Here is a 14339-nt window from a genome sequence, read left to right on the forward strand (position 1 = left end):
CATGTGGTTACATCGTCGATTTAAAACTCGACCTGTTGGCGAGCGCTGTTTATACAATAAATGGTACCGTCACCTGGAGAACCACAAATAATCAAATATTGCTTCTATCTTTGGCATTGAAAACATACGGAACTTATCTTTTCAGATAGTATGATATGTGCTTCATATTATTGGATGAAATAGGCAAAACATGGCTCATACGGCATACCTCTCCATCATCGGCAAAACGCAAGGCTCTATATCTCAAGGTTGTAACACTAAAGACTCTATTGGTAACAAAGCGCAAGAATCACACTCAAATGAAATCACCGTTCTGGCATGTAGCTTCACCCTAAGTAAGCATGGTGGACCTGCCGAAGTTGTCATCACCAAGCCAATAGATAAAGCCTCCCCACTCCTTGGCAACGCCTTCTCTAAACAAGAGCATTTGCAGTGTACGCTCAAGTTCTACCGCACCAATGAACAAGGCTACAACGATAATTTTTACACCGTTGAGCTGGTTGATGCACTAATTGCGACTCTATCTTTTGACCAACCCAATGTGCTTAATTCCGGTGATGAAGACATGTCAGAAGTCCTTCATCTCTCTTACCGAGATATTATCTGGAAACACAACATGGCCGGCACAGAAGGTTATGAAACGTGGGAAAGAGCGTTAGGATGAGAAACAAAAACACACCGGACTCATGGGATGTTCGAGAAGTCGAAAAAGCCAGTAAAGGACTTACGATGCAAGCCGTCACCCTCTCGCATCGTTATCTCTCGAATGGTGGTCTCAAAATGCAGTTTGTGCGTGAAGTCGACCGATTTGAACAATGCCTAGTAAACGACTTTAAGAACGGTAGAAAGAATAAAGAAACGGTATTCAAAGAGCTGAAAAAAGAACGACAAAACCTAATGGATCAAGGTAGCTTGATCTCGCAAAAAGGGATTGGATTTATCGCTGGTGTCATGCAATTAACCGCAGGAGCAGGCATATGTTACTACTCGGCAGCTTACCTTTGCTCAATTGGTAGTTCAATGGTGGCTCACGGCATGAATAACATGTATGAAATTCACTTGCATCTAAATTCTCCTGTGGAGTTGGATGAGCTCTCAGTGGAGTTTTGACGGACCTCACTGAGAGCATTTAATTTCTATCTAGGTTATCTAGGTTATCTAGGTTATCTAGGTTATCTAGGTTATCTAGGTTATCTAAGNCTAGGTTATCTAGGTTATCTAGGTTATCTAGGTTATCTAGGTTATCTTATCTCTTTCTTCTTTACCAATGGTTTCAGTAATAAACCCATCCCACAGCGCTATATTTTCTTTATTTTCAAAAACTTGAAGCAATACCGATACAGCAACCTCCACGGCCTCACTACGCCCTCTCGAAATAGCATAACCATTTTGTTTTAAAAGAGTTTCAAGCTTAGAAATTTCATCATTGCGCGCGGCTGAAAACTTCAAACCTACACTTTTCCGTTCAACGAGAGCTTTCTTTGGACCTGGTTTACTACGAACCTGACCTACTTCAGCCGCGTTTCCTACTGTATTTCCTGTTTTATTTTGGTTAGCTTTATCCAACCAAGCAGGTGCTTTACTCATAACTTAAAGCCTTATCAAGTAGTGCATCGATCTCTTTTTGCGCTAAGTTTAATCCATACATACCTTTCAATTCCGGATCAAAAACGGTTCTTCCCATCCCTACAACTCGCTCGTAAATGCTACGAGAAGGAATAACTTGCAAATGAGGGGTAGATTTCTGTTTGGCTTTTATGAAATTTCGATGTTCCATTTTCCGAGTGTCAGCCATACTAATGACTTCAATGACATTACGGCCAATGTCATTTAACCGTGGTAAATGTTTTGAAACTACACCGTAAGCTAAACGACTAGGTTGATATGGGATTATTACAGTTCCATGCGGTTCATCTGTAGTTGAAGGGGTCATATCAACGATCAGCAAATCCACATCCGGCGCATTGTCAGGAAAGTGATGTACTACCTCAAAAGGAGCAAAACCATCCTCACTAAGCCAATGACAGCTAGCTTGAGGATCATCATCAACCAACATTACATTTAAATTCCGAGCAGCAGCAGCGCCAGCTAGATTCCAACTAATAGTAGATTTGCCAACGCCGCCTTTCTCATTCCAAACACTAATTATTTTCACATAAAACTCCCGAACTACTAGGATAACTAGGATAACTAGGATAACTAGGATAACTAGGATAACTAGGATAACTAGGATAACTAATATATCTCAGATAATCTAGTTGCTGTTATCAAAATTGAGTTATCAAAGAGGTTGAGAGTAGATGAGGTAACTCCTCTGAGATCAAAGATTTCATAACAAATATTAGGTAGTATGAATATTAAACAAAGAGCCTATACGAGGTTGGTATGTCTAGAGTAATTAGAGAACTAAAAAGATCCCAAGAAATACGTAAAGCGACAGCAGAAGAAATCGCTTTAAGAGAAAGGGAAGTTTTAGCTAAACACCCTGATTTAACCGCACAAAAACAAGGTCGAGGTTCAGGTAGCTTCCGAGAAGGTGGTATTCATGATTCAGGTAAGACTTACTTTAGCAAAAAGTAATAAACAACAAGCATAATCAATGCAATAAAACAGACTAGTGCGAATGAAGACACCAACATCGATACATAACGGATTGTTTAAATCGTTTCTGACTGAAACAGAAACTGCGAAAGATTTTTTCGATGTCCACTTGCCAACCCACATCAAAAGGATTTGCAACCTAAACACGCTCCAACTGCAATCAAGCTCGTTCCTGGAAGATGAACTCATTCCATATTACTCCGACATCCTTTACTCGATGGGAGGCTCAGGAGCGGCAGGATTGGTCTACCGCCGCCTATTACTGGTTATTGTCACGCGAGCATGCTCAGTGCTTGTGGGATGAAGATTGGGCCAAATTGAAAGCCAATTGGTGCAAAGACCGCATGAAGTGACGACTGAAAACAAGGAATGAGCATGTACGATTATCTCTCCCTAGCGACCCAAGCCGCTAAGCTAGAGCAAAAAAATCATTGGTTAGAAGCCAGTGAATATTGGCTTGAAGCAGCTACTTGTACAAGAGAAGGTGGACACAATCACCTATGGGCCAATGCACGAGCGACGCTTTGTCGCCGCAAATGCGGCCACTACGAGCCAGAAACCACCTTACTTAATTACTTAGCCTAATCTTCAAATACAAAAAAGCCGGCTGCTCAAAGCCGACTTTTAGGCGCGTTCCTTGCTGATGCATTCCGTATAAGTGCAAATACGGTTGCTTATTCCTTACATACATTAGCCACGCTATACTAAACCAATTTTATGGCAAAGCAATGTCAGACTTTTCTGAAAAGCGCACTTCCATTCTTGAGTTCCCTAGCGATTTAACTAAGAAATCTTGGAAAAGCAGTATATCTTCTGCTGTATAGCCACCTTTAATTTGACCTACATATACAAATATTGAGTAGTATTGATACCCAGTTATAATCATTAGAATATACTTCAAGGTTAAAACTAACTTTTCAGAGCGATTAGTATTTATAGTTCTTAGGAAAGAAAGACGAAACCTAATCGATCAAGGTAACTTGATAATGAAAAAAGGTATCGGACTTATAGCGGGCGTTATGCAAGTCACGGCTGGAGCTGGGATATGCTACGCCTCTGCGACTTCCTTATGTGTAATTGGTGCTCCAATGGCAGCGCATGGTATGAATAACGTATACGAAAACGGGAAGTATTTTCTTGATGGCGATGAAAATGCAACAGGACTAGTTAGAGAAGGCTACCAACACGCGGCAGAATCTTTAGGCTACTCAAAGTCTCATGGTGATATAGCCTACTATGGAGCAGATCTAACCATGTCAGCCTATGGCGCATTTGCGAAAACAACCACAGTTAAAAACGCAGCCGAGGCTTACCAAATTGCCTCTAAACCCAATTTAAAACCCATGCTTTGGACAAAGACCAGAAAAGCGAAGCAATTTAAGTTGTTTAGGTACAGCGCAGAAGACTATCTAAGAGGGTATCAGGCATCAAGTAGACTATCACTAGGAGCTGGAGCATCAAGTGACAGCATTACAGCATTACAGCATTACAGCACACTCATTATACGATGAAGCAAGAAAATGATAACAATTATATGTTATGCCATTGCATCTATTTCGCTCATTTATCTTCTATGGCGAATAAACCACGCCCCAGCAAAAGGTATTACTCTGCTATGTAAATTTGCATTATTTTTGGTCTTAGGAGGGCAATTTTGGGCAATTTTTCAAATTGGAACAAAAACAGCAGGCGTTCCGTCCAAAATACCTTTTTTCGAAGATTTTTTTATTAAACATCTCCAATTGCCTAACTTTGAAATTCAATGGATATCTTTCCTTTTTTTCATAATCACAGTGATATTTTGTTTGCCAAAAAGGTCTGAAAATTAGGTGCGTGTAATATAACTTATGTTAAATATAAATTGATACAGCGACTTATAATCGCTCTTGACTCTTTCGAGCTTCAGCTTAGACGGACAAAAAGCAACCGAGCCACAATGAAGTCAAAAGCCCACTAACACTGTATAAATACATACATCATAGATTTTACCAATCAAACCACTAACTTCAAACACTAATACCTATCAAATAGCTTTGAGCTCACTTTTTAACCATGCCACTCAATTTTATAAAACAATCATCTGTAAACTACCACGTTAAGCTAGTGTATTTTGAGTATACCCTTAACGCACTTGGTGAATTTAGTGCAGTAATTAACAAAAAACAATGTATAATGCACTTGCATAAACAAACCAATGTAAAATGCACCAATGAACACAAATATTCGAATTTATGGTTACCTAAGAGCCTCGACCGATGAGCAAGATGCTTCCCGAGCAAAAAATGACCTAATTGAGTTTGCGCAAAAAATGGGGTATCCCGTTGCCTATTGGTTTGAGGAGAACGAATCAGGCGCACGATTACACCGACCTGAATTGTTTCGTTTGCTCGACATCGCGATGGCAGGCGACATTATCTTGGTTGAGCAAGTTGACCGGATCAGCCGCCTTAACACCAAAGACTGGGAGCAACTAAAAAACATCATCGCGAGTAAAGGGTTAAAGGTCGTAGCATTAGATTTACCAACCAGCCATCAGTTTATGCACACCACTGACGAGTTTACCGAGCGTATGCTGGCCGCTCTCAATAGCATGATGCTGGATATGTTGGCCGCCGTGGCCAGAAAAGATTATGAAGACAGACGTCGCCGCCAAGCACAAGGTGTACAAAGAGCAAAGCAAGAAGGAAAATACAAAGGTCGCCCGGTTAACATCAAGCTGCACCAGAAAATTGAAGGTTTACTTCGAGAGGGGAAAAGCTACAGTCAAATCGAAGCATTGATTGGCTGCTCTAGGCATACTATTTCTAAAGTATCTAAACAGATAAAAAGAAACTCTACAACGTAAAACTCGAAGTTCAAGGGGATCCTATAGCTATTGAACGCGACATATTTGAAGTTTTGAATGACGCCAAGCTAGGATTATAAGTTCAGTGCAGATACATAGAGCTCTTTAGAGAGCTCTATGTATTACACATGTAATACAGTTTAATTCATTTTGTCGATCAGCTTGATTAATTCTGTGTCATCGATGTCGTCTCGATACAAAGCTAATTCTTCTTCGATAAACTCATTGATGACTGCATTCCTAACATCGACTTCATTTCTCAAAATCAGATAGTTCGCTTCATCGTCTTTGATTTCTGACACAGCTTCAAGAAGTGGATTAATGCCGTCTAACGAGAACGCGCCGGAGTCAACTGGAATCAAAATCAGATCTGACGCTTGAATAGCATTGAGAGTAGTTAATGAGAGGTTCGGTGGAGTATCAAGAAGAATAAAGTCATACGTTTCACCAAGTTTGGCTAATTGCTTCTCAAGTATACGCTCGCGATTAATCTTCGTTAGAGACGTTTCAATGATACGAGACAACTGAAAGTCAGCAGGGACTACATCGAGATTCTGAATAGGCTCCCCATCGAGTAAAGCAGATCGAATCAAATCAACGATCGAGACAACTTTAGGCTTATCGAACATAGCAGCAACAGTTTCTTCGAATTAAAAATGTCGTTGTCCAGTAAGCGTTTTAGTGCAATTACCCTGCGGATCAAGATCGACAACAAGGACTTTTCTTTTTCGCGCCAGCTCAGCACCTAGATTTACAAGTGTGGTTGTTTTTCCAACGCCGCCTTTTTGATTTGCAGCACTGATAACTTTAGTTTTCATGACGAATTCTTACCTGTATTACATATGTAATACACAAAACTAATATTCATACAACGCCCCGCACTAAATCTTAAACCGTTTGGGATTAATATAACTGCAAACACTGAGTCTCTGAGTATTATAATACTACATTTTCTTCTAGTGGATTTAGTAATATGAGAGCTATGGTAGGGTTAGGAAACGTATAACAAACTGTTTAAGAGTGATTCGCAACGCGTGGCATTTTCATTATGCGTTGGTTTTAGTGTTTAAAGTGGTATGTGGCGGCTTTGGTATTGCGTTGCTAACCCCCCTTAACAGGGCGTTAGGTTTCCCCTCGGAAAACATTCAATTCGAGGATTATGAATTATGAATTATGAAATGAAGCTACAACTTGCTCATAAAGAACTAAGTGATAAAGGTGTTTGGAAGTCGAACTACAATCCACCGCTTGTAAAGTTATTACGTAAATTCGGATTACGTTTTCCGCCTCCTTATTACCAGAGCTTTTTTGCAAACGTTATGCTTTGTTTGATTTTTTTTGCTCCTGTTTCAGGAATCCTTCAATGGTTTATGGTGTGGAGTGAGCTAGGCAAACCAGTTTTAGAAGCAGTTTATATCTCATTACTTACTGGCGCTTTGTTTGGCTTGGTTATGGCAACCTTCTACTACATTAGGCGTAAGCAATTAAATCTAACAGATTGGGGGGCATTGGGAGAATAAGCCTAAAACCTAACCAAGTACGTCCTAGGGATAACCCTCTTCATTAAAGTTCCTCGATGGTTAGGAACTTCAATCCTAACTATCGAGGAACTTTACGAGGTAGCGAAGTGTTTTAGATGCGATTGCCCTAAAGATAAATTGAACCAATGATGATTTAATCAACTAATTGGTTGTTTTTGCACCTAATTTCCTGAGTTTAGATAGACCTACCCTACGCCGGCACTCCAAGCCGCCGTGATTCACGCATACTCATTCGGCGACTATCCAGCAGCTCATGATTTTTTGAGCCCGCTGTAAAACCTGTAAACACCATCCTACTTCCGCACAACACACTGATACGGGTCGTTACCTGTAAAGCCTTTGTATTGCTTCGCATACGTGAGCTGCTTTGCCGCTTTCTCCCCCAGAGCTAAATACACCAGAGGCAGTAGGTGCCCTCGCTTTCTGTTGGATAGAAAACCGTAATAACGCACCATTTTAAAATGGTGCTGTGGGATGTGCTCACGTACCGTAATATCATTTCTTCTTGCATTAGCGTCTTCGTTTTGTGCTTCCCGTCTCGATGGTCGAGATATTTAAACACAACGGTGCCGCCACTGTATTGGACGACTTCTACTTTCATTGAGTGGAAAAAGCTCTGTAATCAAGGACGTTGTTAAATACATACAAAAATCAGTCAGTACCTAATGTTTCATTGGATGTTGATTCGACTTCTGACAAATATGCGGAATATAAAGCCGAAGGTAAGATTCCGTTAAACGCAGGGCTTCGTTGGCGAGTTCAGGGGTGATGCAGCCATGTTCACGGTAAGACAATGAATATATTTTGTCGGCGACTTGCAGTGAAATAGCAAATACATTGATGGGTTGAGTAAGCTGAGGAACATCGAAGAATTGACGATATATGGTTTCGACTTCTTTACCCAATATTAAGTCATGCTCGGTGTCAGCGTGGCCAAGTTCAGTAAAAGTGTGACGGCCTAAAATTAGTTTTCTCGCGATTGGATTATTGTTGTAGTAGTCCACATAGGCGGTTTCGATCATACGATTAATATCAGTCCAATGCGTGACTTTGTCGGCATCGATACATTGACCAAGTAGTGAGTCGAAATCGGTAAACACATAGTCTAATAAGCTATGGAATAGACTCTCGATGTTTGGATAGTGATGATAAACGGTCGAGGTTGCCATACCGCATTCTTTTGCCACATCGTACATAGAAATATCAGTAGCTTCGCGCCTTTCCATTAATTGAGCAACGGCGTTATGGATTTTTGTAAGTTTCTCTTTTGTGGTTACTTTTCGCATAAAACGGTCGTCACTTATTATCAAAGCAGATTAAAAATAAAGGGTTGATGCTCAAAAATTAATCTTATCAATATGAAGTTTGACGTCATCAACCCTTTGTTTCGAGTGTTTGGATATTCGAGGGAAAAATTAATCCTGATTAAAACTACGCTTGGATATGTGTGCCTGATTTCCCTTCTATGATTTCGAGTGCGCAGGAAAGATCCCCGATATGACCATGCTGCTTGGTATTTTCTACAAATTGACAGCATGCATCGACTTTAGGTCCCATCGAACCAGCAGGGAAATGATATCCCTTCATCTCTTTAACCGATACTCTTTCTAGCTTTTGTTCTTTTGGCGTGCCCCAATCTAAACAAACATGAGTCCCATCAGTTAAGATCAGTAAGTGCTGCGCGCCAATTTCTTCGGCAATCAGTGCGGCTGTCATGTCTTTATCAATCACAGCTTCGAAACCGACATAAGCGCCGTCTTTTTCGATGACTGGTGCGCCGCCACCACCGCCACAAATAATAAGATGCTCTTTCTCTAGTAAGTCTTTAATTGCTTTGATTTCCAACACTTCTTTAGGTGCAGGAGATGGAACAACGCGGCGCCAATGCACACCGTCTGGTTTTACGATCCAATTATTGGCTTCAGCCAGCAATTTAGCTTGCTGCTCGGTATAAACAGGTCCAATAAATTTGCTTGGATCTGCGATGGCAGGGTCATTTTCATCAACAACGATGCGAGTCAGTATTGTGGTGGTAAAGCGGTCTTCGATGGCAGTATTTAGCCCCTGTTGAATCAGATACCCGATCATGCCTTGGGTTTCTGCACCTAACACATCAAATGGATATGGTGGGCACTCTTTATAGGCATCATTTTGGAGGGAGAGTAAACCAACTTGAGGGCCATTGCCGTGCACGATAACCAAGCGGTAATCTTTGCTCAGGGCAGCTAATGAACTTGCAGTTTGCTCAATACTCTTTTGCTGGTTTTCACAGCTCATTACTTCTCCTCGTTGCAGTAGCGCATTTCCACCGACCGCAACAACAATAATAGGCTTCAACATCTCTTAATCTCCAAATAATGACTGGCTAAAAGCCACGTAAGATGGAAATACTCTATTGAAATATCAGAGCACTATTGGCGATAAAAATCACAATTCGATTTGTACTCAAAAGTGGGGCTATTTAGTTGCCCCCCCATCACAGAAAGTGAAAATAATCGCGAATTCAAACGGATATGTGATCTTGTTTTTAATTTAGGCTGTTCAATAAATAAACAGTATTTTTGTTGATGAAAATCAATCATTCAGTGTTTGGTTGCTTTTTATCCAGTTTTTGTCGGCTCTATTTCATTTGCAATTTGAGTTCATTCGCTCAAATCCGATATTCAGTTTTCATCCCAGTTCACCTCATCGCTTTACCGTTTAATAAGTTCCGAATTAGATATTAAGGAGCAAAGCGATGAGCAACGAAACGCAAGGAAAAATGGGGGTCACTGGGATAGCACTCTTTACACTGTGTGCTGTGCTAGTAGTAGACACATTAACCGCGTCAGCAAGTATTGGCGTTAGTGCCATCGGTTGGTGGGTGTTAATGCTGGTCTTTTTTGTTATCCCTTACGGATTAATTACTTCTGAGTTAAGTACCGCCTATCCAGGAGAAGGGGGCATTTACGATTGGGTAAAACAAGCCTTCAACTTTAAATGGGCAGTAAGAACTACGTGGTTTTATTGGATCAACGTAGGCTTGTGGATGCCTGCAGTCTACATCATGTTCGCGGGTATGTTCGCAGAGCTGTTTATGCCAGGCCTGTCTTTATGGGGGCAGATTGCTATTTGTATCTTGTTAACTTGGTTAACGGTATGGATTTGTAATGTGTCAGCTGATATTGGCGTGTGGGTAACGAACGTCGGCGCGGTATTAAAAATCATCGTAATCAGCACATTAGGTGTGGGCGGATTTATTTATGCAATGAAAAACGGCGTTGCCAATGAGTTCACTTTGCCTGCGATGATGCCTTCATTAGATTCAGCGGTCTCTTTTCTACCAGCCATTGTCTTCAATCTAATGGGGTTCGAGCTTGTCGCAACGATGACTAAAGAGATGAAAGACGTCCGCGACATGCCTAAGGCTGTTTTCCTTTCCATCGGTATCACCGCTTTCCTATACATCTTCGGTACTGTTGGAATTTTGATGGCTTTACCTGTTGAGAGCATTGGCCTTGTAGCTGGCTTGATCGACACCTTTAAAACCTTGTTTGGCGAAGGCCCGTTTGGTACAGCAATGGTTTACGTCTTTGGCACGTTCGCCTTACTTACTCTTATCGGCAACATGGTGAGTTGGACAATGGGAGCAAGCCGAGCAGCAGCAGAAGCGGCTCAAGAAGGTGAACTACCTGCTCCTGTGGCAAAAGTATCAGAGAAAGGCTCTCCAGTTGGCGCGAACAACATTACAGGCATAGTCTCAACGGTTGTCATCTTGTCGTACGCACTGTTTGCTCAAGGTAACGATGATTTGTTCTGGTCTATCTTCGCTTTCTCAAGCTGCATTTTCTTACTTCCTTATCTGTTCATGTTTCCAGCCTATCTAAAGCTGCGTGTTGTTGATGGCCAACGTGAGCGCCCTTTCAAAGTGCCGGGTGGCATGCCCGTTCAGTGGTTGATGTCGATTGTGTGCTTTTTTGTGATTTTCCAAGCGGTGGTTCTATTTATCTTCCCCGAGGCACTCGATCTCACAGTAACCGATTGGGGATACACAGGGCCAGTTTTGATTGGCGTTATCGCGACAGTCTTGATTGGTGAATGGATTTTGTTGGGAGCTCTCAAGCGCAAAAACGCACAAAGCGAGCAAGAGGCTAGCACAGACAACACGGCAGAAAACAAACAAGCTCAAGCTTAAGTTGGAGGACAGAGCAATGAAAAAAGTAATGGATACCACGCCAAGACAGGATGGTTTCAGAATGCCTGGCGAGCATGAGCCACACAATGAAATTTGGATGGCATGGCCAGAGCGCACAGATAACTGGCGCGACGGAGCAAAACCCGCACAGAGAGTATTCTCGGAGGTTGCTAAGCAGATTAGCAAAACTACACCAGTTACGATGCTCGCGAGCTCTGCTCAATACGACAACGCGGTGTCTCGTTTACCCGAAGATATTCGAGTTCTAGAAGTCTCCACCGATGACTCATGGATGCGTGATATTGGCGCGACATACGTCGTTGATGATAAGGGAGAGCGTCGCGGTGTTGACTGGGAATTTAATGCTTGGGGTGGTTTTGTTGATGGTTTGTATTCGCCTTGGAACAGAGATAACCAAGTTGCACAAAAGATGTGTGAAACCATCCGAGACTCAAGATATCGAGCGCCGATCGTATTGGAAGGTGGCTCAATCCATGTGGATGGCGAAGGCACGCTTTATACAACAGAAGAGTGCCTATTGCATGAGAGCCGCAATCCAGACTTGAGTAAAGAAGAACTGACTGAAGTGCTTTGCGAACACCTCAATGTTGAAAAGGTGATTTGGTTACCTCGTGGTCTCTATAACGATGAAACCAATGGCCATGTAGACAACATTTTACATGTGGTGAAGCCGGGTGAAGTCGTTCTGACTTGGTGTGATGATAAAAACGATCCTCAATATGAAATCAGCCGAGAAGCGTATGACTACATCACTAGCCAAACCGACGCTAAAGGACGAGAAATCAAAGTGCACAAGCTGCCAATGCCAGGCCCGCTATATATGTCTGCTGACGAAGCTGCAGGGATTGATATTGCTGAAGGGATGGAACGTGAAGCGGGTGAGCGCCTAGCCGCATCCTACGTCAACTATCTGATTACTAACAAACAGATTGTTCTTCCTCTACTGGATAAACGCTATGACGACGACGTGATCGGAATCCTAGAAAAGATCTATCCAGGCTATGAAGTGAATGGCATTCCAGCGCGAGAGATCTTACTCGGTGGCGGCAATATTCACTGCATTACTCAGCAAGTACCAAGAATTTAACTTGAGGTCATCGCCTCAAACATAAAAACAGAAAAACTTAAATCCAATAGAAACGAAATCATCACGAGATCGACTTAAACGAAAACGTGAAACGACGAAAAATAGGAACATATTATGAAATTACCTTCTTCTAGCGCGACTGAGCTGAACAAAGCAAATCTTGAGCACATGGTGTCAATGAAAGACTTCTCTGTTGAAGAAATGGATAACATGATGGAGCTAATGACATATCTAAAACAGGCGCGTAAAGACAACGCGATTCCACAACTGTTTAAAGGCAAGTCAGTGGGTATGATCTTCGAAGCGGGCTCTACACGAACTCGCGTATCGTTTGAGGTAGCCGCAACCTTACTTGGTGGTCACGCGCTGTTCCTTTCTCCGAAAGATATTCACCTAGGTGGTAAAGAGTCGATTGATGATACCTCTCGCGTTCTATCGCGTATGTGTGACGTCATCATGGCTCGTACCAATAGCCCTGAAACCTTAGATGGCTTGCTAAACATGTCGACAGTGCCCGTTATCAATGGTCTTGATACACGCTTCCACCCAACTCAGATGTTGGCTGACCTTTACACCATTAGAGAGCACATTACCGACGGTCGTAAGCTGTCCGACTTAACACTGGCGTTTATGGGCGATGCCACGGATGTGTGCCGTTCCTTAATGCTAACATGTGCTAAATATGGTATGGGCTTTAAGCAAATTGGCCCTAAGAAGTACCAAATGGAGCAAGAATGGATTGATATGGCGCTCGACTTCTGTGAAGAGTCTGGCGGCACAATTGAAATTACCGATGATGTGGAACGTATCAGTGATTGTGATGTAGTTTACGGTGATAGCTTCTACTGGGTTACTCAGATGGACGAGAAAGAGGAGCGCTTGGCGGCATTTATGCCGGACTACGTCATCACCGAAGAATTGATGGCGAAAGCTCGACCTGGTGCGATGCTTCTACACTGCTTGCCAGCAAACGACAAAGAAGAAGTGACTCGTGGCGCGCTAGAGAGTGAGTACTCAGTGGCATTCGATGAGGCTGAAAACCGTTTGACGGCTCAAATGGCTATCTTGGTTTATTTCACGCACAAGGACTCGGTTATTCCTACGCAAGAAACCATCAAACATCATGAAGATAAGATCAATAGCTTTTTGAGCACACTATAGCGTTTGATGATGGTTTGGTTTTGCTCCGCTAGATAGTTTTAAGGCGGCAAAACAACACTTAGATGGCCCTGTTTCCCCAGCAATAAGCAGGGCTAATTATTTGCTTCCGGTGATTGATTTAAAGCTTCCTAAAATAAGCACCTCTGCGAGTCGCCACACAAGGAGAAATATCGACATGAGTATCGGTATTAAAAAAGTTTCAAGAAACACTGACAATGCCCCACTGAATGAGATGTCTACACAATCTGTCGCGTTTTCCCACTACAACAATATTTCGGCTCAGTTACCAGTCAGCCCTAAAACTGGAGAGCTAGTGGTCGGTGGTGTTAAAGCTCAGGCAGAACAGTGTCTGATGAACATTCAAGCCATTGTCGAAAGCATTGGCCACGGTATGTATGACCTCGTCCGAGTGAACGTATATCTTAAAAACATTCAGGATATCGATGCAGTAAATGAAGTATATTCTTCATTCTTTCAGGGCTACTTCCCAACGCGTACCGTGCTTTCGGTTTCAGCACTGCCACTAGAAGGTGCGTTAGTTCAGATGGATGCAGTCCTCTCTAACGGCGAAGGGACTTACCCCCAAGATGCGTGCGAACTGGTTAAAGTAGCGAGAAATACAATCGATGCACCAGTGTGTTTGTCATCAACACACTCTGTTGCGTTTTCACACTACAACCACTTGTCAGCTCAACTACCGATTGATCCAGCAACAGGGAATATTGTTGCGGGTAGCGCTAAAGAGCAAGCAGCTCAATGCCTTAATAACCTCAAAGCGGTGCTGACAAGCATTGATGTTCCGTTTGACGATATTGTTAAGATCAATATTCAGGTCACAAGCCTTGAACATATCGACGCCATTAACGAAGCATACAGCACCTTTTTCCCTGACTCTGCGATATCCAGAGC

16 protein-coding genes and 2 pseudogenes are annotated in these 14339 nt (G+C 42.4%); 12 read left to right on the forward strand and 6 right to left on the reverse strand.

Going from position 1 to position 14339, the window contains the following annotated elements; translation table 11 throughout:
* Nucleotides 1-190 precede the first annotated feature (190 nt).
* Nucleotides 191-664, forward strand: coding sequence for an Hcp family type VI secretion system effector (locus OU793_RS22555; RefSeq protein ID WP_159408217.1), 474 nt, complete (start codon nt 191-193; stop codon nt 662-664).
* Nucleotides 661-1110: a DUF4225 domain-containing protein gene (locus OU793_RS22560; RefSeq protein WP_159408216.1), complete on the forward strand. Its 450-nt coding sequence runs from the start codon at nt 661-663 to the stop codon at nt 1108-1110. The genes OU793_RS22555 and OU793_RS22560 overlap by 4 nt, the downstream gene beginning before the upstream one ends.
* A gap of 126 nt (nt 1111-1236) precedes the next feature.
* On the opposite strand, the gene OU793_RS22565 is transcribed toward OU793_RS22560, so the two are convergent.
* Both OU793_RS22565 and OU793_RS22570 read right to left on the reverse strand, forming a co-directional pair.
* Entirely contained in the window at nt 1237-1587 is a 351-nt protein-coding gene (locus OU793_RS22565) for a hypothetical protein (protein ID WP_159408215.1), read from the reverse strand.
* On the reverse strand, nt 1580-2155 hold the full coding sequence (locus tag OU793_RS22570; protein WP_236578076.1) for a ParA family protein: 576 nt from the start codon (nt 2153-2155) through the stop codon (nt 1580-1582). Before OU793_RS22570 ends, OU793_RS22565 begins: the two co-directional genes overlap by 8 nt.
* A 230-nt stretch (nt 2156-2385) precedes the next feature.
* On the opposite strand from OU793_RS22570, the gene OU793_RS22575 reads away from it, so the two are divergent.
* From OU793_RS22575 to OU793_RS22595, 5 genes are all read left to right on the forward strand, one after another.
* Nucleotides 2386-2580, forward strand: a complete 195-nt coding sequence (locus OU793_RS22575) for a hypothetical protein (protein ID WP_159408214.1) — start codon at nt 2386-2388, stop codon at nt 2578-2580.
* 43 nt (nt 2581-2623) lie between these two features.
* Nucleotides 2624-2905, forward strand: a complete 282-nt coding sequence (locus OU793_RS22580) for an Rpn family recombination-promoting nuclease/putative transposase (protein ID WP_264402421.1) — start codon at nt 2624-2626, stop codon at nt 2903-2905.
* 71 nt (nt 2906-2976) lie between these two features.
* Complete coding sequence (locus tag OU793_RS22585) at nt 2977-3186, forward strand: ANR family transcriptional regulator (protein WP_159408213.1); 210 nt, start codon at nt 2977-2979, stop codon at nt 3184-3186.
* 401 nt (nt 3187-3587) lie between these two features.
* The gene (locus tag OU793_RS22590; protein WP_236578075.1) at nt 3588-4112 is read left to right on the forward strand and encodes a DUF4225 domain-containing protein; all 525 of its coding nucleotides are present in this window, start codon (nt 3588-3590) and stop codon (nt 4110-4112) included.
* A 698-nt stretch (nt 4113-4810) separates the two neighbouring features.
* Nucleotides 4811-5446, forward strand: a complete 636-nt coding sequence (locus OU793_RS22595; RefSeq protein ID WP_193237464.1) for a recombinase family protein — start codon at nt 4811-4813, stop codon at nt 5444-5446.
* A 140-nt stretch (nt 5447-5586) separates the two neighbouring features.
* On the opposite strand, the pseudogene OU793_RS22600 reads toward OU793_RS22595, so the two are convergent.
* A pseudogene (locus OU793_RS22600) lies at nt 5587-6264 on the reverse strand (ParA family protein).
* Nucleotides 6265-6612: 348 nt separating this feature from the next.
* Here OU793_RS22600 and OU793_RS22610 point away from each other — a divergent pair.
* Nucleotides 6613-6966 carry a DUF6404 family protein gene (locus OU793_RS22610; protein WP_159408210.1) on the forward strand — a complete coding sequence of 118 codons (354 nt, stop codon included), beginning with the start codon at nt 6613-6615 and terminating at the stop codon, nt 6964-6966.
* A gap of 211 nt (nt 6967-7177) precedes the next feature.
* Here the strand turns inward: OU793_RS22610 and OU793_RS22615 are convergent.
* The 3 genes and pseudogenes from OU793_RS22615 to arcC form a co-directional block, all read right to left on the reverse strand.
* Nucleotides 7178-7595, reverse strand: a pseudogene (locus tag OU793_RS22615) (transposase); the annotation flags it as partial.
* Nucleotides 7596-7649: 54 nt separating this feature from the next.
* The gene (locus OU793_RS22620) at nt 7650-8273 is read right to left on the reverse strand and encodes a TetR/AcrR family transcriptional regulator (protein WP_159408209.1); all 624 of its coding nucleotides are present in this window, start codon (nt 8271-8273) and stop codon (nt 7650-7652) included.
* Nucleotides 8274-8418: 145 nt separating this feature from the next.
* On the reverse strand, nt 8419-9327 hold the full coding sequence (arcC, locus tag OU793_RS22625) for a carbamate kinase (protein ID WP_159408208.1): 909 nt from the start codon (nt 9325-9327) through the stop codon (nt 8419-8421).
* A 397-nt stretch (nt 9328-9724) separates the two neighbouring features.
* Here arcC and OU793_RS22630 point away from each other — a divergent pair, with 397 nt between their 5' ends.
* The 4 genes from OU793_RS22630 to OU793_RS22645 form a co-directional block, all read left to right on the forward strand.
* On the forward strand, nt 9725-11161 hold the full coding sequence (locus OU793_RS22630) for an APC family permease (protein WP_159408207.1): 1437 nt from the start codon (nt 9725-9727) through the stop codon (nt 11159-11161).
* Between the two features lie 16 nt (nt 11162-11177).
* Nucleotides 11178-12269: an agmatine deiminase gene (aguA, locus tag OU793_RS22635; RefSeq protein ID WP_159408206.1), complete on the forward strand. Its 1092-nt coding sequence runs from the start codon at nt 11178-11180 to the stop codon at nt 12267-12269.
* Between the two features lie 114 nt (nt 12270-12383).
* Entirely contained in the window at nt 12384-13430 is a 1047-nt protein-coding gene (gene argF / locus OU793_RS22640; protein ID WP_159408205.1) for an ornithine carbamoyltransferase, read from the forward strand.
* Between the two features lie 175 nt (nt 13431-13605).
* Nucleotides 13606-14339 (forward strand): RidA family protein (locus tag OU793_RS22645; RefSeq protein ID WP_274647845.1); only part of this gene is annotated, 734 nt, incomplete at its 3' end.

Source organism: Vibrio sp. VP6, from assembly GCF_028823755.1.
Lineage (GTDB): Bacteria > Pseudomonadota > Gammaproteobacteria > Enterobacterales > Vibrionaceae > Vibrio > Vibrio parahaemolyticus.

Coding starts and splice junctions, on each gene's coding strand:
- OU793_RS22555 (WP_159408217.1), top strand. CDS start 191: ATGGCTCATACGGCATACCTCTCCATCATCGGCAAAACGCAAGGCTCT.
- OU793_RS22560 (WP_159408216.1), top strand. CDS start 661: ATGAGAAACAAAAACACACCGGACTCATGGGATGTTCGAGAAGTCGAA.
- OU793_RS22565 (WP_159408215.1), bottom strand. CDS start 1,587: ATGAGTAAAGCACCTGCTTGGTTGGATAAAGCTAACCAAAATAAAACA.
- OU793_RS22575 (WP_159408214.1), top strand. CDS start 2,386: ATGTCTAGAGTAATTAGAGAACTAAAAAGATCCCAAGAAATACGTAAA.
- OU793_RS22580 (WP_264402421.1), top strand. CDS start 2,624: ATGAAGACACCAACATCGATACATAACGGATTGTTTAAATCGTTTCTG.
- OU793_RS22585 (WP_159408213.1), top strand. CDS start 2,977: ATGTACGATTATCTCTCCCTAGCGACCCAAGCCGCTAAGCTAGAGCAA.
- OU793_RS22590 (WP_236578075.1), top strand. CDS start 3,588: ATGAAAAAAGGTATCGGACTTATAGCGGGCGTTATGCAAGTCACGGCT.
- OU793_RS22595 (WP_193237464.1), top strand. CDS start 4,811: ATGAACACAAATATTCGAATTTATGGTTACCTAAGAGCCTCGACCGAT.
- OU793_RS22610 (WP_159408210.1), top strand. CDS start 6,613: ATGAATTATGAAATGAAGCTACAACTTGCTCATAAAGAACTAAGTGAT.
- OU793_RS22620 (WP_159408209.1), bottom strand. CDS start 8,273: ATGCGAAAAGTAACCACAAAAGAGAAACTTACAAAAATCCATAACGCC.
- arcC (WP_159408208.1), bottom strand. CDS start 9,327: ATGTTGAAGCCTATTATTGTTGTTGCGGTCGGTGGAAATGCGCTACTG.
- OU793_RS22630 (WP_159408207.1), top strand. CDS start 9,725: ATGAGCAACGAAACGCAAGGAAAAATGGGGGTCACTGGGATAGCACTC.
- aguA (WP_159408206.1), top strand. CDS start 11,178: ATGAAAAAAGTAATGGATACCACGCCAAGACAGGATGGTTTCAGAATG.
- argF (WP_159408205.1), top strand. CDS start 12,384: ATGAAATTACCTTCTTCTAGCGCGACTGAGCTGAACAAAGCAAATCTT.